The 25,455-nt window shown below is 51.3% G+C and carries 30 protein-coding genes and 1 riboswitch; of the genes, 23 read left to right on the top strand and 7 right to left on the bottom strand.

What is annotated here, in order from left to right; genetic code table 11:
• Positions 1–18: 18 nt before the first annotated feature.
• Both BLR64_RS02720 and murB read left to right on the top strand, forming a co-directional pair.
• Positions 19–834 carry a (2Fe-2S)-binding protein gene (locus tag BLR64_RS02720; RefSeq protein WP_090711958.1) on the top strand — a complete coding sequence of 272 codons (816 nt, stop codon included), beginning with the start codon at positions 19–21 and terminating at the stop codon, positions 832–834.
• 156 nt (positions 835–990) lie between these two features.
• Positions 991–1,902 (top strand): UDP-N-acetylmuramate dehydrogenase, encoded by a 912-nt coding sequence (gene murB, locus BLR64_RS02715; RefSeq protein WP_090711956.1) that lies wholly within the window; start codon positions 991–993, stop codon positions 1,900–1,902.
• Between the two features lie 87 nt (positions 1,903–1,989).
• On the opposite strand, the gene ymzB is transcribed toward murB, so the two are convergent.
• Complete coding sequence (gene ymzB / locus BLR64_RS02710; RefSeq protein ID WP_090711954.1) at positions 1,990–2,331, bottom strand: protein YmzB; 342 nt, start codon at positions 2,329–2,331, stop codon at positions 1,990–1,992.
• 181 nt (positions 2,332–2,512) lie between these two features.
• On the opposite strand from ymzB, the gene BLR64_RS02705 reads away from it, so the two are divergent.
• The 10 genes from BLR64_RS02705 (at position 2,513) to BLR64_RS02660 (ending at position 10,686) form a co-directional block, all read left to right on the top strand.
• Positions 2,513–3,253: a ZIP family metal transporter gene (locus BLR64_RS02705; RefSeq protein ID WP_090711952.1), complete on the top strand. Its 741-nt coding sequence runs from the start codon at positions 2,513–2,515 to the stop codon at positions 3,251–3,253.
• A 76-nt stretch (positions 3,254–3,329) separates the two neighbouring features.
• Positions 3,330–3,373: riboswitch (PreQ1 riboswitch) on the top strand.
• 78 nt (positions 3,374–3,451) lie between these two features.
• Complete coding sequence (gene queF / locus BLR64_RS02700) at positions 3,452–3,952, top strand: preQ(1) synthase (protein WP_039873634.1); 501 nt, start codon at positions 3,452–3,454, stop codon at positions 3,950–3,952.
• A gap of 31 nt (positions 3,953–3,983) precedes the next feature.
• Entirely contained in the window at positions 3,984–4,646 is a 663-nt protein-coding gene (gene queC / locus BLR64_RS02695; protein ID WP_068725175.1) for a 7-cyano-7-deazaguanine synthase QueC, read from the top strand.
• Entirely contained in the window at positions 4,646–5,128 is a 483-nt protein-coding gene (locus BLR64_RS02690; protein WP_090711950.1) for a 6-pyruvoyl trahydropterin synthase family protein, read from the top strand. Before queC ends, BLR64_RS02690 begins: the two co-directional genes overlap by 1 nt.
• Complete coding sequence (gene queE, locus BLR64_RS02685) at positions 5,121–5,843, top strand: 7-carboxy-7-deazaguanine synthase QueE (RefSeq protein ID WP_090711948.1); 723 nt, start codon at positions 5,121–5,123, stop codon at positions 5,841–5,843. The genes BLR64_RS02690 and queE overlap by 8 nt, the downstream gene beginning before the upstream one ends.
• Before the next feature lie 215 nt (positions 5,844–6,058).
• Positions 6,059–6,577: a cysteine hydrolase family protein gene (locus BLR64_RS02680; protein ID WP_090711946.1), complete on the top strand. Its 519-nt coding sequence runs from the start codon at positions 6,059–6,061 to the stop codon at positions 6,575–6,577.
• On the top strand, positions 6,577–7,419 hold the full coding sequence (locus BLR64_RS02675; RefSeq protein WP_415840981.1) for a VanW family protein: 843 nt from the start codon (positions 6,577–6,579) through the stop codon (positions 7,417–7,419). Before BLR64_RS02680 ends, BLR64_RS02675 begins: the two co-directional genes overlap by 1 nt.
• Positions 7,420–7,521: 102 nt before the next feature.
• On the top strand, positions 7,522–8,658 hold the full coding sequence (locus BLR64_RS02670) for a zinc-dependent alcohol dehydrogenase (protein ID WP_090711944.1): 1,137 nt from the start codon (positions 7,522–7,524) through the stop codon (positions 8,656–8,658).
• Positions 8,659–8,886: 228 nt separating this feature from the next.
• Positions 8,887–9,801 carry a DMT family transporter gene (locus BLR64_RS02665; protein WP_208607120.1) on the top strand — a complete coding sequence of 305 codons (915 nt, stop codon included), beginning with the start codon at positions 8,887–8,889 and terminating at the stop codon, positions 9,799–9,801.
• A 48-nt stretch (positions 9,802–9,849) separates the two neighbouring features.
• Positions 9,850–10,686: a class I SAM-dependent methyltransferase gene (locus BLR64_RS02660; RefSeq protein ID WP_090711942.1), complete on the top strand. Its 837-nt coding sequence runs from the start codon at positions 9,850–9,852 to the stop codon at positions 10,684–10,686.
• Between the two features lie 103 nt (positions 10,687–10,789).
• Here the strand turns inward: BLR64_RS02660 and BLR64_RS02655 are convergent, their stop codons facing one another.
• Positions 10,790–11,686, bottom strand: coding sequence for a LysR family transcriptional regulator (locus tag BLR64_RS02655; RefSeq protein ID WP_090711940.1), 897 nt, complete (start codon positions 11,684–11,686; stop codon positions 10,790–10,792).
• 247 nt (positions 11,687–11,933) lie between these two features.
• Here BLR64_RS02655 and BLR64_RS02650 point away from each other — a divergent pair, with 247 nt between their 5' ends.
• The 7 genes from BLR64_RS02650 (at position 11,934) to BLR64_RS02620 (ending at position 17,713) form a co-directional block, all read left to right on the top strand.
• Positions 11,934–12,875 carry a phosphate ABC transporter substrate-binding protein PstS family protein gene (locus BLR64_RS02650; RefSeq protein ID WP_090711938.1) on the top strand — a complete coding sequence of 314 codons (942 nt, stop codon included), beginning with the start codon at positions 11,934–11,936 and terminating at the stop codon, positions 12,873–12,875.
• Positions 12,876–13,019: 144 nt separating this feature from the next.
• A complete protein-coding gene (gene pstC / locus BLR64_RS02645) occupies positions 13,020–13,871 on the top strand; it encodes a phosphate ABC transporter permease subunit PstC (protein WP_260509840.1) in 852 nt (283 codons plus the stop codon).
• On the top strand, positions 13,868–14,764 hold the full coding sequence (gene pstA, locus BLR64_RS02640) for a phosphate ABC transporter permease PstA (RefSeq protein ID WP_090711934.1): 897 nt from the start codon (positions 13,868–13,870) through the stop codon (positions 14,762–14,764). Before pstC ends, pstA begins: the two co-directional genes overlap by 4 nt.
• A gap of 22 nt (positions 14,765–14,786) precedes the next feature.
• Entirely contained in the window at positions 14,787–15,560 is a 774-nt protein-coding gene (pstB, locus tag BLR64_RS02635) for a phosphate ABC transporter ATP-binding protein PstB (RefSeq protein ID WP_090711932.1), read from the top strand.
• A 126-nt stretch (positions 15,561–15,686) separates the two neighbouring features.
• Positions 15,687–16,406: an MBL fold metallo-hydrolase gene (locus BLR64_RS02630; RefSeq protein WP_090711930.1), complete on the top strand. Its 720-nt coding sequence runs from the start codon at positions 15,687–15,689 to the stop codon at positions 16,404–16,406.
• Positions 16,407–16,982 (top strand): TetR/AcrR family transcriptional regulator, encoded by a 576-nt coding sequence (locus BLR64_RS02625; RefSeq protein ID WP_090711928.1) that lies wholly within the window; start codon positions 16,407–16,409, stop codon positions 16,980–16,982.
• A 50-nt stretch (positions 16,983–17,032) separates the two neighbouring features.
• Entirely contained in the window at positions 17,033–17,713 is a 681-nt protein-coding gene (locus tag BLR64_RS02620) for an AlkZ-related protein (RefSeq protein ID WP_244157591.1), read from the top strand.
• A gap of 87 nt (positions 17,714–17,800) precedes the next feature.
• On the opposite strand, the gene BLR64_RS30185 is transcribed toward BLR64_RS02620, so the two are convergent.
• The 3 genes from BLR64_RS30185 to BLR64_RS02610 all read right to left on the bottom strand — a co-directional run bounded on the left by BLR64_RS30185 (position 17,801) and on the right by BLR64_RS02610 (position 20,652).
• The gene (locus tag BLR64_RS30185; RefSeq protein WP_167360575.1) at positions 17,801–17,974 is read right to left on the bottom strand and encodes a hypothetical protein; all 174 of its coding nucleotides are present in this window, start codon (positions 17,972–17,974) and stop codon (positions 17,801–17,803) included.
• Between the two features lie 182 nt (positions 17,975–18,156).
• Entirely contained in the window at positions 18,157–19,386 is a 1,230-nt protein-coding gene (locus BLR64_RS02615; RefSeq protein ID WP_090711924.1) for an aminopeptidase, read from the bottom strand.
• A 33-nt stretch (positions 19,387–19,419) separates the two neighbouring features.
• Complete coding sequence (locus BLR64_RS02610) at positions 19,420–20,652, bottom strand: aminopeptidase (RefSeq protein WP_090711922.1); 1,233 nt, start codon at positions 20,650–20,652, stop codon at positions 19,420–19,422.
• Positions 20,653–20,819: 167 nt separating this feature from the next.
• On the opposite strand from BLR64_RS02610, the gene BLR64_RS02605 reads away from it, so the two are divergent.
• On the top strand, positions 20,820–21,095 hold the full coding sequence (locus BLR64_RS02605) for a hypothetical protein (protein ID WP_068725205.1): 276 nt from the start codon (positions 20,820–20,822) through the stop codon (positions 21,093–21,095).
• A 58-nt stretch (positions 21,096–21,153) separates the two neighbouring features.
• On the opposite strand, the gene BLR64_RS02600 is transcribed toward BLR64_RS02605, so the two are convergent.
• Positions 21,154–22,500: a TrkH family potassium uptake protein gene (locus BLR64_RS02600; RefSeq protein WP_090711920.1), complete on the bottom strand. Its 1,347-nt coding sequence runs from the start codon at positions 22,498–22,500 to the stop codon at positions 21,154–21,156.
• A 153-nt stretch (positions 22,501–22,653) separates the two neighbouring features.
• Here BLR64_RS02600 and BLR64_RS02595 point away from each other — a divergent pair, with 153 nt between their 5' ends.
• Genes BLR64_RS02595 through BLR64_RS02585 form a run of 3 tightly spaced genes read left to right on the top strand, consistent with a single transcriptional unit; the run spans position 22,654 to position 24,026 of the window.
• Positions 22,654–23,007, top strand: a complete 354-nt coding sequence (locus BLR64_RS02595; protein WP_090712223.1) for a VOC family protein — start codon at positions 22,654–22,656, stop codon at positions 23,005–23,007.
• A gap of 44 nt (positions 23,008–23,051) precedes the next feature.
• A complete protein-coding gene (locus BLR64_RS02590) occupies positions 23,052–23,495 on the top strand; it encodes a GNAT family N-acetyltransferase (RefSeq protein WP_090711919.1) in 444 nt (147 codons plus the stop codon).
• A 24-nt stretch (positions 23,496–23,519) separates the two neighbouring features.
• Positions 23,520–24,026, top strand: coding sequence for a GNAT family N-acetyltransferase (locus BLR64_RS02585; RefSeq protein WP_090711917.1), 507 nt, complete (start codon positions 23,520–23,522; stop codon positions 24,024–24,026).
• A gap of 93 nt (positions 24,027–24,119) precedes the next feature.
• On the opposite strand, the gene BLR64_RS02580 is transcribed toward BLR64_RS02585, so the two are convergent.
• The gene (locus BLR64_RS02580; RefSeq protein WP_090711915.1) at positions 24,120–25,436 is read right to left on the bottom strand and encodes a hemolysin family protein; all 1,317 of its coding nucleotides are present in this window, start codon (positions 25,434–25,436) and stop codon (positions 24,120–24,122) included.
• Positions 25,437–25,455 lie beyond the last annotated feature (19 nt).

The following is a 25,455-nucleotide window of genomic DNA, read 5'->3' as shown; positions in this document are numbered from 1 at the left end:
AAAGAGGAGGAAAAGGTAATGAACGATGCACAGCAACAGATACAGGATTTCGGCAGCAAATTTGATCTGCATCCCGGCATTCCGGAAGGAACAGTGCATTCCTTTAATGCCGCCGAGATGGCAGATGAAGCGGGAATGAGGGCTTTTGTCGAGTGCTACAGGCCGCTCATCAAAGGGCTGGATAACAAGGTGGCCGCCTCTTATTTTGCCGGAGCCTTCGGTAATGTGGCCCTCGCAGTCCATTATGCTCTTTCTGTCTATTCTGCCAGTCCAGATGTCAGTCTGCCCGGCTTGTCTGTGCATCTCATCCCGGCCAATGGATATTGGCGTGTAGCCTTCTCCCTGAACAAATGGTCATTCATTCCGGCTCCTGCGGATGCCAAGGAGCGGACGGACTGGCGCAACAAACAGCTGTTGCAGTTCTACCGGAATACCGCTGCACCGCTGTTGACTATGTTATCCAGCGTTACCGGGCTTGCCGGGAGCGAAATTTGGGGCCAGCTGCCCACCAAGTTCAACTATTATCTGGAGGTTTTCACCTCCGGAGAGGTTCCCGCAGACCTGCTGGAGACTTTGAAGGAAGATTACCGGTATCTGCGCGAAGAAATGCCGGCGGCAATATTCGGCTTGAAGCGAAATCCGTTTCACGTTCAGGTGCGCAAGATCGAATCGCTGGCTGATCCGGATATGACCGTAAATATGCGCAACCGCTGCTGCCTATATTACCGGACTGAAGGCGGAAGCTACTGCTACACCTGCCCCCGGCTGAAGGAAGATGAGCGGGCGGCCCGCCGGACCGAATTCCGCAGTGCTGCCTCTGCAGGCCAGGCTTAGAACTAATTCGCCGGATTGCCGCATAAACTGGATACATGCAGCATCAGCAGCAGGCTCCCGTCATTGACAAGGGAGCCTGTTCGTTGTTACAGTTGGGGATGCCATTAATTCAGGCTGATAGCCGGCTCATGTATTGATCGTAAAGGAGCATGAAACATGAATATAAGTCAAGTTGAACAGGATTTGCAGCAGCTTCTTCCGGACGGAACGGTAAGAAGCCGGGAAATGCTGAAAACTTATGTATTTACGCAAATCGGCGGGATCGCCGATATTCTGGCTGTACCAGCAAGCTATGAGGAAATACAAAAGGTGGTTACATACGCCCGTGAGCGTAATATCCCGTTAACCGTGCTTGGGAACGGGTCTAATGTTATTATACGCGACGGCGGCATACGCGGAATCGTGCTGTATACTTCGGTTTTGGATAAGATGGCCATTGAGAACGGGCTGCTGGTTGCCCAGTGCGGCGCCAAAATTATTGATGCCTCGGCCTATGCGCTGGAGCAGGAGCTGACAGGTCTGGAATTTGCCTGCGGCATACCCGGAACAGTAGGCGGCGCGCTTTATATGAACGCCGGCGCTTACGGAGGCGAGGTTAAGGATGTGCTGCACAGCGCGCTGGCCGTTAACAAAGACGGACAGCTCGTAACGCTGCAGGGGGAGGAGCTGCAGTTTGGTTACCGGCACAGCATTTTTGCCGGAGGAGACTATATCGTGCTTGAGGCGCGCTTTGCCCTGCAGCCGGGAGACCAGGCGGCTATCAAAGCGAAGATGGATGAGCTGACCTATCTAAGGGAATCCAAGCAGCCGCTCGAATATCCTTCCTGCGGCAGCGTGTTCAAACGGCCGCCCGGACGGTTCGCCGGACAGCTGATTCAGGAAAGCGGGCTGCAGGGCGTAAGGATCGGCGGGGCGGAGGTATCACGCAAGCATGCCGGATTTATTGTAAATGCGGATAATGCAACGGCTAATGACTATATTGGCCTAATCCACCATGTCCGGGCTGCGGTCAAGGATAAGTTCGGGGTAGAGCTGGAGACAGAAGTACGAATTATCGGGGAAGACTGAACAGGAGGCCGCAGACTAGTGCTGCGGCCTCCTGTTTTTAATATGGAACCTGATGTGTAAAGCTTAATGCAATTAACTATCACGGATTTAAGCTTCACCGATAGTAATGGTGTACCGGGCCCGCTCAGTCTGCAGCTCTGCCTTTTCTGCTTCCGCTGAATGCACCTGCAGTCCGCTGACCGCCAGTTCATAGCTTGGCTGCGGCAGGGGTACAAGTTCTCCGTCTCCGTTCAAAGTGCTGCCGGTGCCCCGTAGTATAAGGGCATCGCCCAGATAATCATCAATCACATCCCCGGAGCTCCGGTAATCCACGCTTTCCAGGCTGAAATGAACCGTGTCCACATCCTCAAGCTCCTGCTTTTCAATGACAATTGTTTTACCTGCCTCTGAGGCTAGCCATTCCTGAAGCTGCTGTACCGCTTGTTCCATAAGCTGATCCCATCCTTGTATAGGAGATTATATTTTAAGTTACCCCTTTATGTGCAATTGAATCCATCCCTTATAATCTGGGAGCGGGCAAATAGCCGGAATGTTTGCAGTAAGCACTAAAAGTGTACAATAAGATTATGCGTGCAGAGCGCAATTCTTCTGACAAAAGAAGGTGAAGCAGGTGTGGAATGCTCTGTTATGGGGAGCGGTATCCGGTTCGGCGGTGCTGATTGGTGCGCTGGCAGCCCTGTTTTTGCGTATTCAGACCAAGTGGATCGGCTTCATTATGGCGTTCGGGACAGGCGTGCTGATCGGCGCTGCGGCCTATGAGCTGCTGGATGATTCCGCAAATGACGGCGGACTGGTTCCGACGATCCTCGGTTTCATTGCCGGTGCGCTGGTATTTACAGGGTTTGACTGGTACATTTCACGTAAGGGAGGATCGGGGCGGAAGCGTTCGGTCCGGTCTGAGAAAAGCACAAAGCCGCAAAGCGGAAGCGGACTGGCGATATTTGCCGGAACTGTGCTGGATGCCATTCCTGAGTCCATTATGATCGGGGCAAGCCTGATCTCGGGTGAAGGGGTAAGCCTCCTGCTGGTGATAGCCATTTTTATCAGCAATATTCCTGAAGGGCTCTCCAGTACAGCCGGACTCAAGCAGGACGGATACAGCAAAAGTAAAGTAATCCTGCTGTGGCTCAGTGTGCTGGTTATTTCTACTGCAGCTTCTGGGGCAGGGTATGCATTTATGGATCACGCGGACGGATATACGACTGCTCTGATTGCCTCTTTTGCCGGAGGAGGAATTATTGCCATGGTGTCTTCCAGTATGATGCCCGAAGCCTATGAAAACAGTGGACCGCTGACCGGTCTGGCTGCTGCGCTTGGAATGCTCTGTTCACTTATTCTGGATCATCTGTAAAGCTTGCCAGAAGACTGTGAAACATGGTATAGTTCAAGGCGCTAATACAAGCATAAGAAGAATTCTGTGCGTCTGTACAGGAGAGGTTCGCAAACTCCCTCTATAAAAAACTATTTAGTAGAGCCAAGTTTTCGAAATCTCGTTCTTCTTTCCTGTTTCCGGCAGACAGCCGGAGGGAAAAGAGAGGGGTTTTTTGTCATGTCAGAAGGCAGACTGAAAGAGGAAATGCCGGAGGTTACCCTATTGGGCAACCAGGGGACCAAGTATAATTTCGGATACGATCCGGAAGTGCTGGAAGCGTTCGATAACAAGCATCCCGGCCGCGATTATTTTGTCAAATTCAATTGTCCGGAGTTCACCAGCCTCTGTCCTGTAACCGGGCAGCCCGATTTCGGCGTGATGTACATCTCGTACATTCCCGATATCAAGATGGTGGAATCCAAGTCGCTTAAGCTGTATCTGTTCAGCTTCCGCAATCATGGTGATTTTCATGAGGACTGTGTCAACATTATAATGAATGACCTGATCTCCTTGATGAATCCGCGCTATATCGAAGTGTGGGGTAAATTCACACCGCGCGGCGGCATCTCCATTGATCCTTACTGCAACTGGGGGCGTCCGGGAACCAAGTATGAGGCCATGGCCGAGCACCGGCTGATGAATCATGATCTGTATCCTGAAAAAGTGGACAACCGGTAGGCGAAAGGCAATGGGAGGAGAGAGCAAACGTATGAATAAAAAAGCACTCGTTGTGTTCAGCGGCGGCCAGGACAGCACTACCTGCCTCGTATGGGCGCTCAAGCATTTTGAAGAGGTACAGGTAGTCACTTTTAACTATAACCAGCGCCATGCAGCCGAGATTGAAGTTGCCAAAGAAATTGCCGCTAATTTCGGCGTGAAGCAGCACATCCTTGATCTGGGACTGCTAAACCAGCTGGCACCCAACGCGCTTACCCGTGATGATATAGCCATTGAAGCCGGGGAAGACGGGGAGCTGCCGAGCACATTCGTGGACGGGCGCAATTTGCTGTTCCTGTCGTTTGCAGCCATTATGGCAAAGCAGCTGGGCTATGCGAATATCATAACCGGTGTGTGCCAGACTGACTTCAGCGGTTATCCTGACTGCCGGGATGTGTTTGTAAAATCATTGAATGTGACGCTTAACCTGTCAATGGATTATGAGTTTGTCATTCACACCCCGCTGATGTGGCTCGATAAAAAAGAAACTTGGAAGCTCGCCGATGAGCTAGGCCAGTTCGATTATGTCCGTGAGCATACGTTAACCTGCTATAACGGCATTATCGGCAGCGGCTGCGGCACCTGTCCGGCCTGTCTGCTGCGCCAGCGCGGGCTTGAGCAGTACGTGGCGGAACGAAAGCAGGGTGATCTGTAATGCTGGGCGAAGTAACAGTCTGCAAAATTTTCACCTTTGACTCTGCACATCAGCTGGTCGGCCACAAAGGCAAGTGCAGCAATCTGCATGGGCATACGTACAAGCTGGAGGTCATGCTCAAAGGCAAGCCGCTGACAGAACCCGGCCACTCGGATGAAGGCTTTGTCATTGATTTCAGCGATATAAAAGCGACCGTACAGCAGCAGCTGGTGGACCGGCTGGATCACGCTTTTCTGGCCATGGGCAATGAGCCTGTACTGGAGACGTTGAACCAGACCGGCTCCAAGGTGGCGCTACTCGGCTTCCGTACAACAGTAGAAAACATGTCGGCATACATTGCCCACCGGCTGAAGCTGGCAGACCTGCCGTTGTATTCTGTTAAACTGTGGGAAACACCGACCTCCTGGGCGGAAGTGCTGGCTTCAGACATTCCGGAAGACGGGCCTGCCTACCGGATTCACGGAGGCTGTGACTGTGAGTAAAATTCCGGTAATTGAAATTTTCGGCCCGACGATTCAGGGTGAAGGCGCCGTTATCGGCGTAAAGACGATGTTCGTGCGCACTTACGGCTGTGATTACCGCTGCAGCTGGTGCGACTCGGCCTTCACCTGGGACGGCTCTGCCAAGGATATCGTGCGGATGCTGGAGCCGGAGGAGATCATGGATGAGCTGCTTGCCCTGGCCGGCAGCAATTTTGACTCCGTGACCATCTCAGGAGGCAATCCGGCACTGCTCGGTGACAGCATGGGGCAATTTGTTGATCTATTGCATGAACGCGGCATCCAGGCAGCAATCGAAACCCAGGGGAGCCGCTGGCAGGACTGGTTCTATGAGATTGACGCGCTGACGATAAGTCCCAAACCGCCAAGCTCAGGCATGAAGACGGACTGGGCGATGCTGGACAGTATTCTCGAGAAGCTGAAAGTGCCTGGAAAAGGAACACACAGCCTGAAGGTAGTGGTATTCAATGAGGAAGACTATGTCTATGCCAAAACGGTACATCAGCGTTACCCGGAAGTACAGCTGTACCTTCAGCCCGGTAATGATGATGTGACGGAGCCGGGAGATATATCGGCCCGCCTGCTTGGACGCCTGGAATGGCTGTTCAATCTGGTTATTGCCGATCCGGCCATGAACCGGGTAAGGGTGCTGCCGCAGCTGCACGCGCTAATTTGGCACAATAAACGGGGGAAATAGCCGTCCCTGAGTTAAGAGGCAACTGTGATTATCTGAGGATGATTGCAGCTGCCTCTTTTTGCTGAACTTTTACACTGAAATAAATGATAAGATAATAATAGGTTTAATAGCAGAACTTGTTATAGAATAGATTTGAATATGGGAGAGCCGGGATGGAGTTCGAAGGGCGCCATTGACCGGAATCAGAATTATTTTATACAGGGAGGATTTTGGAGATGACAAAGGCACTGCTGATTATTGATGTACAGGAAGCCATGTTTTCTTATCCGGGAATGAGTCTGTTTGACGGGGAGAAGGTAATGGACCGGATTGTTTCCCTGCTGGACAAAGCCCGTTCGGCTGGTGCTCCTGTAGTGTATATCCAGCATACAGAGGACGAGGAATATACAAGGGGGCTGCCAACCTGGGAGATCAGCAGCCGGATTACGCCGCGTGAAGGGGAAGCGGTCGTGGAGAAGCCGACCTGGGACGCATTTCACCGCACCGTACTGAATGAGGAGCTTCAGCGTCAGGGCATTACAGAGCTGGTTATCTGCGGAATGCAGACGGAATTCTGTCTCGATACCACCTGCCGTCGTGCTTACAGCATGGGCTACCGGAATATTCTGGTACAGGATGCGCACAGTACCTTCGATAACGGAAATCTCAGCGGAGAGGAAATTGTGCGGCACCATAACGGGGTGCTCGGCGGAAGATTTGCCAGACTGCAGCGCGCGGACGAGATCGGGTTTTGATGAGCCAGGCCAAGTCGGCAATGAAGCCAATCCGCCGTTCAAGGCTGCGGTTGTATGCCGGTAAGCGGTACTTCGTCTGTAAAAGATACTGGCGTTGGCTGATCCGTCCCGGCAAAAGGGCAAAGACCTTCAGCAAGGATACACTTTCATATAAGGCAGCAGCGCATTCAACCCCTCTGCTGCGGAAGCTGCGCAATGTAGACATGCAGCTGCAATACAATAAAATTACTAACCTGACGATCGCTGCCCGCAGACTGGACGGGCTGCTGATCCGTCCGGGTGAGACCTTTTCCTATTGGCGGAGTATCGGGAAGCCGACCCGCCGCAAAGGTTATGTGGACGGGATGGTGTTATTCTATGGCGGCTTCCGCTCCGGAACAGGCGGCGGATTATGCCAGCTGTCAAATCTGATCTACTGGATGGCGCTGCATACCCCTTTGACAGTAACGGAGCGTCACCGGCACAGCTACGACGTGTTTCCGGATGAGCGGCGTACCCAGCCGTTTGGCAGCGGGGCCACTTGCGCCTACAATTATCTTGATCTGCAGCTAACGAATCATACAGATCAACCTTATCAGCTGAAGCTGCATCTGGATGATACGTTTTTGCACGGGGAATGGCGATGTGACCACGAGCCTTTGTACACCTATGAGGTGTATGAGGCAGATCATGTCATCAGTCTGGAGCCATGGGGCGGATACATCCGCAGCAACCGTATCCGCCGTAGAAGGCTGACCCGCAGCGGAGAAGCTGCCGGTGATGAGGCTGTAGCCGAGAATCATGCCCTGATGATGTATTCACCGCTGCTGTATCCGCCTGCCGGAACAGAAAGCGGATCGTGATAACATTGACTAACTTTTTGGTGAGGGGATAATCCGGGGGATTTTGGGGTTATAACATAATAGGTTTTGTTATACTCTACTTTCGAAGGAGTGGTCCTCATCATGAGAGCTGTAACGTACCAAGGGAAGAAGAAAGTGGAAGTCAAGGATGTCGCCGACGCCAAGCTGGAGAAGAAGGATGATATTGTTGTCCGGATCACCTCGACTGCCATCTGCGGTTCCGATCTGCATATCTATAATGGGGCAATTCCGGGAATGCACGATGATTATGTGATCGGACATGAGCCAATGGGTATCGTAGAGGAAGTGGGACCCGAGGTGACCAGGGTTAAGAAAGGCGACCGCGTCATTATTCCGTTTAACGTAGCCTGCGGACAATGTTTTTTTTGCCAGCATGAGATGGAAAGCCAGTGTGATCACGCGAATGAGGCGAAGGATACCGGCGGTATGCTCGGTTATTCCGATTCGTACGGCGGTTTTGCCGGGGGGCAGGCAGAGCTGCTTCGAGTGCCGTATGGCAATTTTGGACCGTTTGTGGTTCCTGAGGACGCGGAGATGGAGGATGAAAAGCTGCTTTTCCTGTCTGACATTGTACCGACTGCCTGGTGGGGCGTTGAGCATGCAGGGGTCAAACCGGGTGATACGGTAATTGTACTGGGCTGCGGTCCGGTCGGGCTGCTGACCCAGAAGTTTGCCTGGATGAAGGGCGCTGCCCGGGTCATTGCCGTCGATCATGTACAGTACCGGCTGAATCACGCGAAACTGACCAATAATGTGGAAATTTTCAATTTGGAAGAGGTTAAAGACTTTGAAGTGCATATGAAAGAAATCACTCGCGGGGGAGCGGATGTTGTGATCGACTGTGTCGGCCTTGACGCCAAGAAGACTGTGGTGGAAAAGGTGGAGACAGCGCTGATGCTCCAGGGCGGTTCGCTTGGCGCTTTCCGGATTGCCTCTGAGGTAGTGCGCAAGTTCGGCACCATCCAGCTCGTCGGTGTATATGGCCTGAACTATAACATGTTCCCGCTGGGTCATCTGTTTGAGCGCAACATTACCCTCAAGATGGGTCAGGCTCCGGTTATTCATTACATGCCGCTTCTCTACCAGATGATCAAAGATGGCAAGTTTGATCCTACAGATATTATTACCCACTGGCTTCCGATCAGCAGAGCGGAGCATGCCTATCAGGTGTTTGGCGAGAAGGAAGAGGATTGTATCAAGGTGATACTGAAGCCATAGCAGCCAGTGTAAACATGGATGGCCTGCCGGATTCTCCGGCAGGTTTTTTGAAAATATAAGCATTTATATGTTTCACGTCATAAATAATCCTTCTATTTCTCGCAGAAACGGATACCGTCCCTCAAAGGACGGCAAAGCCGTTTCTTCTTGTTGACTGAAAGGGCAACCAGGATATAAGCTCTAATATGGCTTGAAATTTTGTCTTTAGACCTGAAAGGAAGCTGCCCTTTGAATATCAAAAAACCTCCGGTTCCGGTTCCGCTGCTGATGCTGGTCGGAATTGTGGCCATCTCGTTCTCCGCCATTTTTATCAAATGGTCCTCTGCCCCGGCCTCCGTACAGGGGATGTACCGGCTGCTGTTCACCTCACTGCTGATGCTGCCCTTTGCCCGGCCATACAGCGCAGCGGCCTTCGCGCTTAAAAAGAAAGACTGGCTTCTGCTCGGTTTCTCCGGTTTCATGCTGGCACTGCATTTTCTGCTGTGGATGGGCTCACTCAAGTTCACCTCTGTAGCAAGTTCAACTATGATTATGGCGCTGGAGCCGGTGTTCATCATGATCGGTTCTTATGTACTGTATAAGGAAAAAAGCACAAAATCAGCGATTCTTGGCCTGGGAATTGCCATATTCGGAACGGTATTCATCGGCTGGGGCGATATTGGCCTGTCAGCTGATAATATAAAAGGTGATCTGCTGTCGGTCGGCGGTACGGTTGCTGTCTCGGTACATATGATGGTTGGCCAGCGTCTGGTGTCCCGTATGCCGTCTTATTTGTACAGTCTGATCGTTTTTATTTCGGCGTCCTTTGTTTTTGCCGTTTATAATCTGGCTGCCGGAATACCTTTCTTTGATTATCCGCCGAAGGAGTGGGGCATTTTTGTTCTTCTGGCTATAGTGCCTACCGTATTCGGCCATATCCTGTTTAACTGGCTGCTGCAGTACGTATCGGCTACAACAGTCTCCATGAATATTCTCGGCGAGCCGGTTGGCGCCAGTATTCTGGCCTTTCTGCTGCTTGGGGAGAAGCTTAACGGCCTGCAGTGGGCCGGAGGGATTCTTGTCATGGGGGGGCTGGCAGTCTATTTATATGCCGGGCGTAAAAAAACAACGCCGGCTGCGGAAGCTCTGCAAACGGCATCGTAATGATACACGGACAACCCAATTTATTTGATCAAAGGGGTATTTAATGTAATGAATGACCATAATTCGAATGAAAATCAAGTTCCGCAGACTGTGATTGCGTCCAGTGAAGAGACATGGAACGAGGATACTTATGCTGCCTGGACAAGCAGGTTCGGGAACCCGGCTGAAGCAGCAGCCAAGCTGGCGAAAAATCCACAGGCCAGGCTGTTTCCGCTTCAACCTTATCTGGGTGAGGTTGCCGGTAAAAAAATCATGAATCTGATGGGCTCCAACGGAATGAAAGGTGTAGCGCTGGGACTGCTTGGAGCAGAGGTTAGTATAGCCGACTTCTCAGAGGCAAATGCCAGATATGCAGCCGAACTGGCGGAAGCAGCAGGCGTGGAGCTGAATTATATTGTGTCCGATGTGCTGAAGCTGCCAGAAGAAGTGCTGAACAGCTCATACGACATTGTGTTTGCCGAAATGGGGATTGTCCATTATTTCACCGATCTTGGACCGTTTATGGATACGGTCAACAGGCTGCTTGCTTCTGGAGGCCGGTTTATACTGCGTGATTTTCATCCCGTCACAACCAAGCTTATTTCCTCAAAAGGCTCCACCGCCAAAGTGCGCAAGCATAAGGTGGACGGAGATTATTTCGACACCACACTGGAGGAGAAGAAGGTATCCTACTCCAAATACCTGCCGTCTGCCGGCTATGAGCCCGGAAGTGAGGTCAAGCATAGCGTTGTCTATTGGCGCCGCTGGACATTGGGTGAGCTGGTAACAGCAGCAGCACGCAGCGGACTCGTCATTTGCGAACTGGTCGAAGAGCCTAATCTATCTTCTGACGTATATGACAAAGGCATTCCCAAAACCTTTACCCTGGTGGCCGAAAAAAGATAGCATGAAAAAAAGGAACAAGCAGACAGTGCTTCGAAAGTGCTGCCTGCTTGTTCCTTTTTTGTTGCAATTAAGTTAATGGTATTAATTATAATGGTTAATGCGATTAATTATTCTGTAAATCCTTGCCTGCAGCCGTATCCATAAAAGCTTGCTGCAATGGGGTCGGTGTATGATCCTTACGCCAGGCAAAAGCAAACCGTGCTGCCGGCACAATGCCCGGAAGCGGTGCCCAGCACAGGCTGCCAAGCGCCAGCTCTGAACGGATTCCCGCCAAGGAGAACACGCCTACCGACCCGCCCTCAATAATCATCCTTTTATATGCTTCCGGATTATTCACAACCGCATGATTCCACAGACGAACAGCATTGGATTGTGCCCAGCTGTCAGCAGCTTTGGACAGATAGGAAGCCGGTTCATGCTGAATCCATGGTTCAAGGGCTATGCCCTCCGGGGTAAGCTGGGCTTCCCGGGCGAAGGGATGGTCTGGGGCAAAAATAAGTACAGTGTCATCCCCGTTAATATCCTGCGTCTGAAAGGACTCATCTTCATTCTCCGCCATATGAAGCACCGCCAGCTGGATATCCCGGCTGCGCAGCCGTTCCCTGACTGTACTATCGTTATGTACGCTGAGTGCAGCATCAATACCCGGATGCAGATTTATGAATTGGGACACTAATTTTGGTAAAACATATGTACCGGGTATATAGGAAGCTTCCAGCTCCAAATTGCCTGAATTGAGGGAAGAGAACTGCTTCAGGCTGCGTTCCGCTTCCACGGCCAACGACACGATACGTACGGCATACTGATAAAGCGCCCGGCCTGCCTCTGTCAGGAGAACGCGTCCGCTGCGGTATTGGAAAAGGGAGGTGCCAAGCTCAGACTCCAGGCTTTTCATATGAAAGGAGACGGTCGGCTGCTTCAAGCCGAGTTCGGCGGCCACATCTGTAACCTTTTTATATTTTTCAATCAGGACTACAATTTGCAGTTTCGTTATATTCATGATTTCCTCCGGCTGTATGGTGTTCAAATGTTAGTTTATCTCTCTAATATAGATTATATCTATAACAATATACATTTTCTATTAGTATTTTTATCTTTCGTTTTACAAAACGAAGACTTTTCTCTAACGAACGAGCCCTAGAATAAGAAGAGTAAAGCGGAGAGAAAACATAGAGGAAGCTTCCAAAGTGAGTTTTGTAAGAAGCAGATTCAATGGACACAAACAACCTTTAGGAGGAACAAAATCAATGCAATTCAGAAAATCGTGGATCATGGCTCTGGCACTAACAAGCGTAGTAGCACTTTCGGCATGCGGCAACAGCAACAACGGGGGCAATAACGCAGCTGCGACAAACACACCTACAGAAAACAGCGGCAGCGGTGCAGAATTAAGCGGATCGATCCTGGCCTCAGGTTCCACAGCATTACAACCACTGGTTGAACAAGCGGCTGAAAGCTTCATGGATGCTAACAGCGGCGTTGATATTCAAGTACAAGGCGGCGGCAGCGGTACTGGTCTTACCCAGGTTGCTGAAGGCCAGGTAGATATCGGTAACTCCGACGTATTTGCAGAAGAAAAATTGAAGGATGCCGATGCTGAAAAAGCAGCTGCACTCGTTGACCACCAGGTAGCGGTTGTTGCTATTGCAGCAGTATCTAACCCGGACGCAGGTGTAGACAACCTGACCAAACAGCAGCTGGTTGATATTTTCACCGGTAAAATCACGAACTGGAGCGAAGTTGGCGGTGCTGACCAGGCGATCCAGATCATCAACCGTCCTAGCAGCTCCGGTACACGTGCTACCTTCGAAGCTTTTGCACTGGGAACTAAGACAGAAGACCTTCAAGGTTCCGTACAAGAGGATTCTTCCGGTACTGTTAAGAAAATGATCGGCGAAACTCCGGGAGCGATTGGTTACCTGGCGCTATCCTACCTCGACGACACTGTAAAAACACTGAACTACGACGGTGTTGAGCCATCTGTAGACAACGTTGTGAGCGGAGACTATCCGGTATGGGCTTACCAGCACATGTACACTAACGGTGAACCGAATGAAGTAGTAAAAGCATTCCTCGATTACATGCTGACTGATGAAGTACAGAACGGTGATGTGGTTGAGCTGGGATACATTCCTGCCTCTGCAATGCAGGTTTCCCGCGACGTTGACGGCAACGTAACAAAGAAATAAATAAAGCTTTAACACAGGATAAGATCCATTAGATCAAGTGATTAGAGGCGGAACTCTTCTGCCTCTCTTTTCACTTTAGAAAGAGGGAGCATCTTGCGGGGAAAAACAAATACAAAAAAGATCGAAAAACATCATATTGAGGACATGGTTGGGCGTATATATATGTCCCTTTGCGTACTGCTCCTGATCGTGATCATTGTTTCAATGGTCTATTTCGTAGCGTCCAAGGGTATTGCCAACTTCATCAGCGGTGAGGTGAAATTAACCGATTTCCTGTTCGGCACCAAATGGGCGCCTGAAGCAGACACACCGTCTTACGGAGCTTTGCCATTTATCTCAGGTTCCTTTCTGGTTACTTTACTTGCTGCACTGATCGCCAGTCCTCTCAGCATCTGCGCTGCGCTGTTCATGACTGAAATTGTTCCAGGCTGGGGAAAAAAGCTGCTGCAGCCGGTAATCGAGCTGCTGTCCGGTATTCCGTCAGTTGTATACGGCTTTGTAGGTCTTAGCGTTATCGTTCCATTCCTGCGTGACACATTTCCCGGCCAGGGCATCGGGGTTGCTGCAGGCGCGCTTGTACTTTCGGTTATGATTCTGCCGACGATTACTAGCGTGGCTGCAGACGCGCTTGCTTCTTTGCCGCAAAACTTGAAAGAATCCTCATTTGCGCTCGGTGCCACCCGTTGGCAGACGATCTCGCGTGTCATCCTCCCGACTACAATGCCGGCTATCATGACCGGGGTAGTACTGGGGATGGCCCGTGCGTTCGGTGAAGCTCTTGCTGTTCAGATGGTTATCGGTAACGCGCCTTTCGTACCGCGCTCGCTCTTTGAATCGGCCTCCACGCTGACCAGTGTCATTACACTCAGTATGGGGAACACAACGATGGGCTCGACGATTAATAACGCGCTGTGGAGTATGGCGCTGGTTCTTATGCTGATGACGTTCGTATTCGTCCTCCTCGTAAGAATGCTCGAAAGGAGAAATAAGATTTGAAGCCGAAGACAGCAGACAAAATTGCCACGACCCTTATCGTATTTTTCGCACTATTGATTGTAGCGATCCTGATCGGACTATTGGGATACATCCTTGTACGCGGGCTTAATCATATCAGCTGGGATTTCCTGACCTCGGCTCCGCAGAAGATCCGCGCAGGGGGCGGGGTAGGCCCGCAGTTGTTTAACTCTCTCTACCTGCTGGTACTGACCTTGCTCATTACCATTCCGCTTGGCCTTGGCGCCGGTATTTTCATGGCGGAATATGCCCGTCCCGGCAAGCTTACGAACTTCATCCGTCTGATTGTGGAAGTACTGTCGTCCTTCCCGTCGATCATTGTCGGCCTGTTCGGCCTGTTGCTGATTGTCAACTATTTTGATCTCGGATTCTCCTTGCTGTCCGGTGCCATCGCGCTGACGTTCTTCAATCTGCCGCTGATGGTGCGGATTACCGAGCAGGCTTTCCGTACAGTACCAAAGGCACAGAAAGAAGCCGGATTTGCCCTTGGATTGTCCAAGTGGAAGATTGTAACCTCTGTGTTACTTCCGGTAGCCCTGCCTACCATCATTACCGGAACGATCCTGTCCGCAGGCCGCGTCTTCGGTGAAGCGGCAGCGCTGATGTTCACAGCGGGGATGAGCAGTCCGCGTCTGAACTTCTCGGACTGGAATCCGCTGCACACAAGCTCACCGCTCAATCCGTTCCGTCCGGCTGAAACGCTGGCGGTCCACATCTGGAAAATCAACAGTGAGGGTCTGGCGCCGGATGCTATCCAAATCGCAGCCGGAGCTTCAGCCGTTCTCGTAATCATGGTATTGCTGTTCAACCTGCTGGCCCGTTATTTCGGCAGATTTATTTACCGCAAGCTGACAGCATCCAAAAGAATAAATTAGGGATAAACAGGAGGAGTAAGAGATGGGAACAGCAGCAGCGGTGCGTGAATCATTTCAAACAGAGAACCTTAGTATTTTTTACGGGACTTACGAAGCGGTTAAGGGAATTAGCCTTCCTTTTGCCCAGAAAACAGTTACAGCACTGATTGGCCCGTCGGGCTGCGGTAAATCAACCTTCCTCCGTTCGCTGAACCGGATGAATGACGATATCTCCGGCTCAACGACCAAAGGCAGCATCTGGATTGACGGTGTGGACATTAACGCACAGGGGACGGATGTAATCAAGCTTCGCCAGAAAATCGGTATGGTCTGGCAGAAGCCGAACCCGTTCTATAAGTCCATTTACGAAAACATTGCGTTCGGCCCGAAATATCACGGCGTTAAGGGGAAAGCAGCTCTGGATGAAATTGTGGAGAGCAGCCTGCGCCGTGCCGCCCTGTGGGATGAGGTCAAGGATCGGCTGAAGGATTCCGCACTTGCCCTGTCAGGCGGACAGCAGCAGCGTCTGTGCATTGCCCGTGCGTTGTCTGTTAACCCGCAAATTCTTCTGCTGGATGAGCCGGCTTCCGCGCTTGACCCTGTATCAACAGGTAAGGTTGAGGAGCTGATTAAAGAATTGAAGGAAGACCTGCGGATCGTTATTGTTACTCATAACATGCAGCAGGCAGCCCGCATTTCGGATTACACTGCTTATTTCTACCTTGGTTCGCTCGTTGAATATGACAAGACGGAGAAGGTATTCAGTAATCCGGAGAACCAGATGACCCAGGAGTACATTATGGGCCGTTTCGGCTGATAGTGAATAAGCATGAAAGCATCCTTCGGGATGCTTTTTTTATTTGCAGCATGATTACACTTGAAAAACTAATACTATTAGTTTATATTATAACTAATATCATTAGTTTTATCGGGGGCGATTCGCATGAGAGTTATTCAAACAGGAAATTTACTGCAGCTTACCTGGTTTCCGAAGCTTTTTCCCGTTAATTGTTATATTGTTATTGAGGACAACGAGCTGACCCTTATTGATGCGGCGATGCCATTCAGTTACAAAGGAATTATGAGTGCTGCTGCCGGGCTGCAGAAGCCGATTACACGTATAGTGCTGACTCATGCCCATGGTGATCATGTGGGTGCGCTGGATGAGCTGAAGAAGCAGCTTCCGGCGGCCAAAGTCTACATCTCAGAGCGGGACGCTGATCTGTTAAGAGGGAATCGGACATTAAGGGCGGATGAGCCGCAGATGCCCCTGAAAGGTTCAGTACCCAAGAATATTACGACAGTGCCTGATGTCCTGCTGCAGGAAGGTGACCTCATTGGCTCCCTGCAGGCCTATAGCACACCTGGACATACACCGGGATCAATGTCCTTTTTGGACCAGCGCAGCAAAGCTCTGTTTGCGGGAGATGCGTATCAGACTTTCCGCGCTACAGCTGTAGCGGGAACGATAGTTCCGTCGTTTCCTTTTCCGGCCATGGCTACCTGGCATAAAGAATTGGCACTGGCAAGCGCCATTGAGCTTGCAGAGCTATCCCCGGCTGTGCTCGCGGCAGGTCATGGCAATCTGCTGACAGAACCTGTACAGGCGATGAAGCAGGCGATCCGGCAAGCGCAGCAATCATTGAATAAAGGAGGCCGTTAAATGTCACCCAGAGCCGGTTTAGATAAACAGACCCTGGTGCTTGCAGCTGCAGAACTAGCTGATGAGCTCGGGATGGAGGGGGTGACTCTCGCCCAGCTGGCCGCCAGGCTGGGCGTGCGTTCCCCGTCCCTGTATAATCATGTTAACGGGCTCAAGGAGCTGCGTACACTGCTGGCTGTATTCGGGCTGGAGCAGCTCTATGCTGTAATGTCAGCCTCATTAGTGGGAGTCAGCGGGGAGGCGGCAGTGCATGCTATTAGCAGAGCGTACGTTACGTTTGCGCAGCAGCACCCCGGTCTGTATGATACGACGCTGCAGGCTCCGGAGCAGGGGAATGCAGAGCTTGAAGAAGCCGGTGCGAGGACCTTGCAGTTAATTATCAGTGTACTGTCCGGCTACGAGCTGGGTAGAACTGGCGAACTGCACGCAGTCAGGGGCTTAAGAAGCATTCTGCATGGCTTCGCCGCACTCAGGAACAAGGGCGGCTTCGGGATGCCGCTGGATCTGGAGGACAGCCTGACCCGGCTGATTGATTCTTATATTGCCGGAATCGGCTGCATGCGGACCGGGGATTAAGCTGTACGTGACTGGTGGATGAAATCTAACCTAAGGGAGAGATGGGCAGGATGGAGGAGCAAGGTATTGTAACAACCTATGAAGAAATGGCAAAGGTAGTGGACAGGCTGGGAATATTGCCGTTGGCCCAGCTGATTCCCGGACATCCTTCGGTAAACGGATTAACCAAGGCCGAGAACTGGCATACCGGATCAGAGCTTGATCCCTGGTCATGGCGGGCCAGGTTCCCCGGGGAGGGGTTGGCCGGATATGGCAAGTTTATCCGCAAAAAAGCCGTCCTGGTCTCGCGGGATTGGTTCCCGGCCTTTGTCAGGGCTGTAGGCAGCTCAATGGAGCTTGAAGAACGGTACAAGAATGGCCTAACCAGCAGGGAGGCGGTAGTCCTGCTTCAGATTATCCGCAGCAATGAGGGTATTGAAACTCGTGAATTGCGTTCACTGGCCCAGATGAAGGCAAAGGAGCAGAAGACGGCTTTTGACAATGCGCTTAATGAGCTGCAGGGTACAGCAGATATAATGATCTCCGGTGTCAAGGCGCGGCTGAATGCAGACGGGGAAGTTAACGGCTGGAACAGCACCTCCTTCGAAACGACCAGTCACTGGCTGCAGGAGAATGATCTGCACAGGTTTGAGGGATCACGTGAGGAAGCATCAGGCTGGCTGCATAAGGCAATGGACAACGCATGGGCGACAGAAGCGAAAGCCTGGATCAGCAAAGTATTGTCAATCTAAAAAACGAAGGATGCTCCTGATGGCCGGTTACGGCCGGGGGAACATCCCGGTAAGCGCTTTCTAATTCGGTTATATAAGGAATCAGCTCTACAGCATTGGTGCCAGGTAGGCAATCAGGAAATAAAGGAAGCCGAATAGAAGCATGATGTAGGCTGTGTATTTGATGGCGTTGGAGGCTACGATGCTTGCGTCCGTCGGTGGCTGAACCTTGGTGCGCCCGTTTTCCACGCGCTCCGGTTCCTGGGACATTGACTCTTTCATAGTGTTCCCTCCTAATATGGTTAAATCTAAGAATTGGCAATACAATCCTTATTTGTATTGTGACATATTTGTGAATAAAATTCAACAATATTGTGAATGAATATTGAACTAAAGTTAAAATTTAAGCAAAAAGCCCCCTGACCATTCAAAAATGGCAGGGGGCTTTTTAGATCGTTTAAGTTTTAGGCCCAGTTTCCGGCACGGAAAATCGGTTCGGTCTGGCCGTCATCCGTAATCCCGTCGATATTCATCTCCGGTGAACCCATCATAAAGTCCACATGGGTAAGGCTGTGGTTCATTCCATGCTCGGCAAGCTGTTCTTTGGTCATGTTGATGCCGTCCTGAAGGGTGAAGGCATATGCCGCCCCCAGCGCCAGATGACAGGAAGCATTCTCGTCATACAAGGTTGTGAAATAGAGTATACCGCTCTCGGAGATCGGCGAATGATATGGAACCAGTGCCACTTCACCGAAGTAAGCGGCACCCTCATCCATAGCGAGGAGCGAAGCCAGCGCTTCATAGCCGACTTCTGCGGTAAAGTCAGTCACTTTACCATTCTCCAGGGTCAGAGTGAAGCGGTCGATAATATTTCCGCCGTAGCTAAGCGGCTTGGTGCTGCTGACGGTTCCGTTCGCGCCGGTCTTGAGCGGTGCGGTGAAGACTTCCTCTGTGGGGATGTTGGCAAGGAAAGGAACACCGCGTCCGTTGACCGCACCGGCCTGACACCAGATATGCCCTTCTGGCAGCTCCAGGGTCAGATCCGTGCCGGGAGCTGTGTAATGCAGCTTACGGTATCTGCGCTCATTGAGAATATCGCAGCGCTGCTTCAAGCCGCCCAGATGCTTGCTCCAGGCTTCCACCGGGTTTTCCTGATCCGCACGGACTGCTTTGAAGATGGCGTCCCACAGCAGGTCTACCTGCTCCTCGGGTGCGGCATCCGGGAATACCTTGGCTGCCCAGGAGACTGACGGATAGGCTACGATGCTCCAGCTGATCTGGTTGGACATCAGCATCTCACGGTAAGGGGCCATGGCTATACCTGCTGTGCGCTGATTGTCAGCAATCCGGCTGGCTTCAATGCCGTTCAGCAGATCCGGATTGGTGGACACCACGTTCAGGAAGGCTGCACCATTGCGGCCAAGGTCCTCCAGCTCGTCTGCATGCCATTTTGGCGGCTCGAGAAAGCTCTCGGAAGGCGCGAGCTCATAACGGGTCCGCGTAACAAATTCATCGCTGTAATTGACTTTGACCAGCTTGGCACCAGCTTCATATGCCTTGCGGACGATCAGACGCACCAGCTCCGCAGATACGATATCCGCGTTGATGACCAGGGTTTGTCCGGGTTGGACATTGACCCCGATTTTCACCGCAAGCAGTGCATAATTTTCCAGCTTTTGTTTGAAATCCAGCATAGCTTCAGCTCCCCCTTAAATGTCTCTGTAATATTAGAACGCCCAGTTGCCCTTGAGGAAGACAGGCTCCTGTGATCCGTCCTCATTAATCCCGTATATATCCATCTCACCGGAGCCGATCATGAAGTCAACATGGGTAACACTTGTGTTCAGGCCGTTCTCAACCAGCTCATCCTCGGTCATTTCTTTGCCGCCTTCCAGACAGAAGGCATAGGCTGTGCCAATCGCCAGGTGGTTGGAGGCATTTTCGTCAAACAAGGTGTTGAAGTACAGGATATTAGACTCGGAAATCGGCGACTTATGCGGTACGAGCGCAACCTCACCCAGGTACTTGGCTCCTTCATCAAGGCCGATCAGATATTCCAGGGAATCCTGGCCCTTCTCGGCACTTACACTGACAATCCGCCCGTTCTCAAAGGTAATGGAGAAGCCGTCGATAATGTTACCGCCGTAGCTGAGCGGCTTGGTCGCTCTAACGGTCCCGTTGACACCGGTTTTGAGCGGTGCGGTAAAGACTTCCTCAGTCGGCATATTGGCGACGAACGAATGTCCCTTGGCGTTAATGCTGTCGCCCTGGGCCCACAGATGGCCTTTAGGAAGCTCGATGGTCAGGTCGGTGCCTGGTGCTATGTAATGCAGGCTCTTGTATTTTTTGGCGTTGAGGACATCAGCCTTCTGCTCCAGGGTATCAAGGTGCTCCTGCCAGGCGGCAACAGGATCTTCCCGGTCCAGGCGTACCGTGTGGAAAATGGCCTCCCACAGCTTATCAACGCGCTCCTCAGCGGGTGCATCAGGGAATACCTTATCTGCCCAAGCCTGCGACGGAATCGCCACGATGCTCCAGCTGACTTTGTCCGACATCTGCAGCTCACGGTATTTTTTAAGCGCTGCTCCGCGTGTCTTCTGGAAGTTCGCAATCCGCTCCGGATCAATGCCTTTCAGCGCATCCGGATTCTCGGCGATTACATTCAGGAAGGCTGCTCCGTTCTCGGCGAATTCAGTCATTTCACCGGCAAACCAGGTCGGTGCTTTGGTGAACACCTCAGGCGCGGCATGCTCGAACTGCTGGCGGGTGATGAATTCATCGCTCCAGTTCACTTTTACCAGGCTGGCTCCCAAAGCATAGGCTTTGGCAGTAATCAGACGGACGAATTCCGCTCCGGCAATCGGCGCATTGACAACCAGAGTCTGGCCCGGCTGGACATTGACTCCGACTGTGGCGGCGAGGTCCGCATATTTACTGAGCTTTGCTGCAAAATCAGTCATTGGTTTTCCTCCAGTTTATTCTTTTTTTTAGTGCTGGAAAGCATTGTACTAAATTATTAACCGCCGGATGAAAAAAGTCAATTACTGCGGTAAAGAGAGGAAATATAATGGTTATAAATGCTATACTATGGTGGTGTGATTCATCAGAAGAAAGGCAGGAAAACAGCATGAACGTAGAAATTATCAAAGCCGAGCTGAAACAGGAGGAAGATAAGAGCTTCGTGGGAAGAACGGTATTCACGGTGGAGCAGCATAAGCACCCGTATGAAATTACCTTTTTCAGCAAAAAGGGCAGTGAATGGGATTACAGCCTCAGCTTTGCCGGTGAACCGGGAAGTGAGGAGCAGTTCCTTGAGGTGGACGGGCTGCTGGAGAACGATGATGATTTCTTCAATCAGCTGCTGGACGCCGCTCTGGATACTCAAGAAGATACCGAAGAATAGTACAACACAAAAATGCGACCGCTTAGGGCAGAAGCTGCCTCCCAAGCGTCGCGTTTTTTCATCCTATTGTAATATTGCCTTCCGGATAACGGAACAGCTCTTTGTTCTTCTTCGGTTTGATGGCATAAGCCAGAGTCAGCGGTCCGGTACGGCCGACGAACATCAGAATGATGACCAGGATTTTGCCGGGGGTGGTCAGCTCCGGAGTCAGGCCCATCGTAATGCCAGAGGTACCGAATGCCGATACAGCCTCAAACAGCACAGTCAGAAAATCTGCACTTTCGGTAACGGACAGCAGCATTGTAGCTATAAGGACAAGCATGAGCGACAGCAGGGTCATTGTAATAGCTCTGTATACGTTATCCTTGGAGATCCGGTGCCGGAACATTACGATGTCCTCCTTGCCCCGGATTTTGCTGTAGGCGGTGACGACCAGGATGGCAAAGGTGGTAATTTTGATCCCTCCGCCGGTCGATCCGGGTGCTGCCCCGATAAACATTAGCAAAATCATTAGGAACTGGGTTGATTCACGCAGCAGCGGGATTTCAATCGTTGTTACTCCCCCGGAGCGCGGTGTAATGGCCTGTAAAAAGGAAGCCATAAGCTTGCCGCCGGCGTGCAGCGGTTTAAGGGTTGTATTCAGCTCCAGCCAGAAAAAGACAGCCGCTCCGATCAGAATCAATACCGCCGAGGTGGAGAGGACAACCTTGGAATGCAGGGTCAGGCGCTTGCGTTTGCGAAAATCCACAATATCTGACAATACAATAAACCCGATACCGCCGAGGAAGATCAGCAGCATTGAAGTAATGTTGACGATCGGGTCTTCCGCATACCGGGTAAGCCCGCTGAACGGCCCGTGAACATCACCGAACAGGTCAAAGCCGGCATTGTTGAAGATAGACACACTATGAAAGAGTCCGTAATAAATCGCTTTGCCGGCCGGCATATCCATAATAAATCTTACAGTAAACAGCATGGCTCCGATTAGTTGAATAACGAGTGAGTAGATAAGCACCCGGCGGATCAGCTTCACTATTCCCTGCATGGAATTCTGATTCATCGACTCCTGCAGCAGCAGCCGTTCCTTCAGGGAAATCCGTTTGTTCAGCACCAGCGTAATCAGCGTTGCCATCGTAACAAAGCCGAGGCCGCCGAACTGGAAGAGCACCAGCAGCACAATCTGGCCGAACACGGTCAGCTGGGTGCCGGTATCAATCACGGCAAGCCCGGTTACACAGGTTGCAGAGGTGGCCATGAACAGGGCATCTATAAAGGAAATCCGCCCGCTTGTTGAAGCAGCAGGCAGGCAGAGCAGCAGGGTTCCGACTGCAATCAGCAGTACGAAGCCGAGTGATAATATTTTGGGCGGTGTCAGTCTTAAATGCCCCAGCGATATATTAGCCAAACCATCAATCCTCCGAAGTCTAGTAATGATCCTCCAAGATTATAGCATAAGTTGCTGCCGCTTCACTAAAGGGGGCAGGGAATTGGCAGATTGTATCGAATAAGTAAGGCTGTGAAACCAATTCTGCAGATAATAGAGGAGGCTATGCTTGCTGTGACAAGTCCGATTATGAATCAGATTGGTGCCGTTTTTATCCCGGTAAGTGACATTGAAAGATCGAGAAACTGGTATTGCAGCTTATTGGGAATTCCGGCAGACGAGGAAGTGCTGTTCGGGCATTTGTATGTGATCCCGATGCAGGGGCCTGGTATTGTTCTGGACAGCAAAATTTATACGCCCGAATCTATACTAAAGGTGCCAGCCTTTCATTTAAACACAGAGGACATTGATGCCGCCTATGATTTCGTCAAAGCAAGCGGCGCAGAGCTTCTGACTGATATCGAGAATGACCATTGGTTCAATTTCAAGGATCCTGACGGAAACGTCCTGATGATCTGCCGCTGCTGACAGCCGCTTTCCGCTTACAGATAGCTGAAAAGGAGCCTGATGTAATGATTAGAGAAGCATTGCCGCAGGATGCCAGCGCACTTGAAGCCCTATACCGCCAGCTGCTGCCGGACCATCCTGACATCCGGGTAACTCCGGACAGAGTAAACGCCATCCGCACAAATCCGGACAGCTTTTTGTTTGTCTATGTCAGCAACGGGGAGGTGGCGGGGACAGTGCACCTGCATCTGTGCATGGATGCGCTCAGCGGCGACCGCCCGTTCGCCGTTATTGAACGTGTCGTAACCGCCTCCCATGTGCGCGGACAGGGCTTCGGAGCCGCCCTTATGCACCATGCTGAAGAAACAGCCATGAGCCGGGGAGCCCTGAAAGTAATGCTCTCCAGCAACGCGCGCAGGGAAGATGCCCATCGTTTTTATGAACGGCTGGGCTATGACGGCGAGGGTAGCCGGCTGTTCAAGAAATATCTGGATGAAGGAAACAGATGACATGAATGAACGGAGGACACCTTTATGAAGGTATCATTCAGAAAGCTTGTCCCGGAGGATGCCTGCAGGCTGCTCAGCCTGCAGCATTTCCTGGACGAGGAGACTGCTTTTATGCTGCTGGAGCCGGATGAACGGCAGACAAGTGTACAGCAGGTCAGGGAGATGATAGAAACCAAGGGGAGGTCTGTTCATTCCATTCTGATCGGTGCCGAAGCCGATGGTGAGCTGGCGGGATACATATCGGTGAGCGGCGGGGAGCTAAAGCGGATCAGGCACAGCGCCTATATTGTGATCGGCATCCGCAAAGCCTTCCAGGGTCTGGGGATCGGCAGCGGATTGTTCCGGGAGATGGAGGCTTGGGCACGTACAAGCGGAATTGTCAGACTTGAACTGACCGTGATGGCCCATAATGAACGCGGAATTGCACTGTACAGGAAATGCGGCTTCGAAATTGAGGGGATGAAGAAGAAATCCCTGTACATAGACGGAGAATGGATTGATGAGTATTATATGGGCAAAATTCTGGACTGAAATCTAGTGCAGCGGCGGCCCGACGTCCTGATCTCAATAAACAAGAGGCGCCCCTTGGCAGGGGCGCCTCTTGTTATTTATATATAAACTGAATTATTCCGCTGGTTGTCCATCTGCGTCTTTCTCGCCAATAAACACTTCAACTTTGCGAATCCGGTTCTTGTTCATCTCACGGACGGTAAGTGTAATATGCTCATGCTCCATACTCTTGCCGATCGCAGGTTCTACCATGTGACTGTAAAGCCAGCCGCCGATTGTAGTGACTTCGTCGTCATGCAGATCAATGCCGGCCCGTTGCTTAAGCTCGATCAATGATACCTTGCCGTCGAACAGGTAGCGGGATTCATCAAGCTGTTCCACGTTTTTGCTCTCGTCACCGTCGAACTCGTCACGGATTTCGCCGACAATCTCCTCCAGAATATCCTCAATTGTGATAAGTCCGGAAGTACCGCCGTATTCATCAAGCAGCAGAGCAATATGTACACGCTCTACCTGCATGCGGGTCAGCAGTGTCTTAACCGGGGTTACCTCGGATACAGTCAGCAGCGGCAGAATCAATTTTTTGAAATCAAAATCAGGGTCGTTATCATACTGCAGATAAAGCTGCTTCGTATTGATCATCCCGATAATATTGTCTTTGCTGCCGTCAGCCACCGGGAACCGGGTATACTGCTCTTTACGGATGATATCAAAGTTTTCCTTCAGTGTGTTATCGGTGAACAGACAAATCATATCGGTCCGCGGTACCATAATTTCCTTTGCCAGCATTTCGTCGAAATTAAAGATACGGTTCACATAGCCGTATTCGGCTTTGTTGATCTTGCCGTTCTCATAGCTCTCGGACAAAATAAGGCGAATCTCTTCTTCGGAGTGCGCATCACCGTGCTCACTGGCCGGCTTCATGCCGAACAGGCTGACCAGCAGATTAGCCGAGCCGTTCATCAGCCAAATTAAAGGGTAAAGAATTCTGTAGAACCAAATGATCAGCGGTGAAGTAAATTGACCGATTTTTTCCGGAATGTTAATCGCAGCTGTCTTCGGAGCAAGCTCACCCACGACAACGTGCAGGAATGTGGCGATAATAAAGGCCAGGAAGAAGGCGATGGGCTCACTTACGCTGTGGCTGACATTTGCCATATCAAACAGCGGAATCAGCAGCTGCTCAAAGGCCGGTTCGGCAAGCGCCCCGATCCCGAGTGCTGTAATCGTAATCCCGAGCTGACAGGCGGACAGATAACCGTCAAGGTTGGCAGCCACCCGCTGCACAGCTAATGCATTCTTCTTGCCGTCGAGGACCATCTGGCTTACCTGGCTGCCTCTAAGCCGTACCACTGCAAATTCCGTCGCTACAAAAAAAGCGGTTAATACAATCAAAATAGCCACCAACGTCAAACTAAGTCCTATACCCATAAAATCTTTACCATCCCTC

It is taken from the genome of Paenibacillus typhae, from assembly GCF_900099765.1.
GTDB classification, from domain to species: domain Bacteria; phylum Bacillota; class Bacilli; order Paenibacillales; family Paenibacillaceae; genus Paenibacillus_AQ; species Paenibacillus_AQ typhae.
The sequence above is the reverse complement of the archived record's forward strand: the minus strand, read 5'-3'. Positions and strand labels throughout refer to the sequence as shown.

What these genes read in the sequence shown, in the direction of transcription:
- BLR64_RS02720 (WP_090711958.1), top strand. Translation starts at nt 19, where the DNA reads ATGAACGATGCACAGCAACAGATACAGGATTTCGGCAGCAAATTTGAT.
- murB (WP_090711956.1), top strand. Translation starts at nt 991, where the DNA reads ATGAATATAAGTCAAGTTGAACAGGATTTGCAGCAGCTTCTTCCGGAC.
- ymzB (WP_090711954.1), bottom strand. Translation starts at nt 2,331, where the DNA reads ATGGAACAAGCGGTACAGCAGCTTCAGGAATGGCTAGCCTCAGAGGCA.
- queF (WP_039873634.1), top strand. Translation starts at nt 3,452, where the DNA reads ATGTCAGAAGGCAGACTGAAAGAGGAAATGCCGGAGGTTACCCTATTG.
- queC (WP_068725175.1), top strand. Translation starts at nt 3,984, where the DNA reads ATGAATAAAAAAGCACTCGTTGTGTTCAGCGGCGGCCAGGACAGCACT.
- BLR64_RS02690 (WP_090711950.1), top strand. Translation starts at nt 4,646, where the DNA reads ATGCTGGGCGAAGTAACAGTCTGCAAAATTTTCACCTTTGACTCTGCA.
- BLR64_RS02680 (WP_090711946.1), top strand. Translation starts at nt 6,059, where the DNA reads ATGACAAAGGCACTGCTGATTATTGATGTACAGGAAGCCATGTTTTCT.
- BLR64_RS02675 (WP_415840981.1), top strand. Translation starts at nt 6,577, where the DNA reads ATGAGCCAGGCCAAGTCGGCAATGAAGCCAATCCGCCGTTCAAGGCTG.
- BLR64_RS02670 (WP_090711944.1), top strand. Translation starts at nt 7,522, where the DNA reads ATGAGAGCTGTAACGTACCAAGGGAAGAAGAAAGTGGAAGTCAAGGAT.
- BLR64_RS02660 (WP_090711942.1), top strand. Translation starts at nt 9,850, where the DNA reads ATGAATGACCATAATTCGAATGAAAATCAAGTTCCGCAGACTGTGATT.
- BLR64_RS02655 (WP_090711940.1), bottom strand. Translation starts at nt 11,686, where the DNA reads ATGAATATAACGAAACTGCAAATTGTAGTCCTGATTGAAAAATATAAA.
- BLR64_RS02650 (WP_090711938.1), top strand. Translation starts at nt 11,934, where the DNA reads ATGCAATTCAGAAAATCGTGGATCATGGCTCTGGCACTAACAAGCGTA.
- pstC (WP_260509840.1), top strand. Translation starts at nt 13,020, where the DNA reads ATGGTTGGGCGTATATATATGTCCCTTTGCGTACTGCTCCTGATCGTG.
- pstB (WP_090711932.1), top strand. Translation starts at nt 14,787, where the DNA reads ATGGGAACAGCAGCAGCGGTGCGTGAATCATTTCAAACAGAGAACCTT.
- BLR64_RS02630 (WP_090711930.1), top strand. Translation starts at nt 15,687, where the DNA reads ATGAGAGTTATTCAAACAGGAAATTTACTGCAGCTTACCTGGTTTCCG.
- BLR64_RS02625 (WP_090711928.1), top strand. Translation starts at nt 16,407, where the DNA reads ATGTCACCCAGAGCCGGTTTAGATAAACAGACCCTGGTGCTTGCAGCT.
- BLR64_RS02620 (WP_244157591.1), top strand. Translation starts at nt 17,033, where the DNA reads ATGGAGGAGCAAGGTATTGTAACAACCTATGAAGAAATGGCAAAGGTA.
- BLR64_RS30185 (WP_167360575.1), bottom strand. Translation starts at nt 17,974, where the DNA reads ATGAAAGAGTCAATGTCCCAGGAACCGGAGCGCGTGGAAAACGGGCGC.
- BLR64_RS02615 (WP_090711924.1), bottom strand. Translation starts at nt 19,386, where the DNA reads ATGCTGGATTTCAAACAAAAGCTGGAAAATTATGCACTGCTTGCGGTG.
- BLR64_RS02610 (WP_090711922.1), bottom strand. Translation starts at nt 20,652, where the DNA reads ATGACTGATTTTGCAGCAAAGCTCAGTAAATATGCGGACCTCGCCGCC.
- BLR64_RS02605 (WP_068725205.1), top strand. Translation starts at nt 20,820, where the DNA reads ATGAACGTAGAAATTATCAAAGCCGAGCTGAAACAGGAGGAAGATAAG.
- BLR64_RS02590 (WP_090711919.1), top strand. Translation starts at nt 23,052, where the DNA reads ATGATTAGAGAAGCATTGCCGCAGGATGCCAGCGCACTTGAAGCCCTA.
- BLR64_RS02585 (WP_090711917.1), top strand. Translation starts at nt 23,520, where the DNA reads ATGAAGGTATCATTCAGAAAGCTTGTCCCGGAGGATGCCTGCAGGCTG.
- BLR64_RS02580 (WP_090711915.1), bottom strand. Translation starts at nt 25,436, where the DNA reads ATGGGTATAGGACTTAGTTTGACGTTGGTGGCTATTTTGATTGTATTA.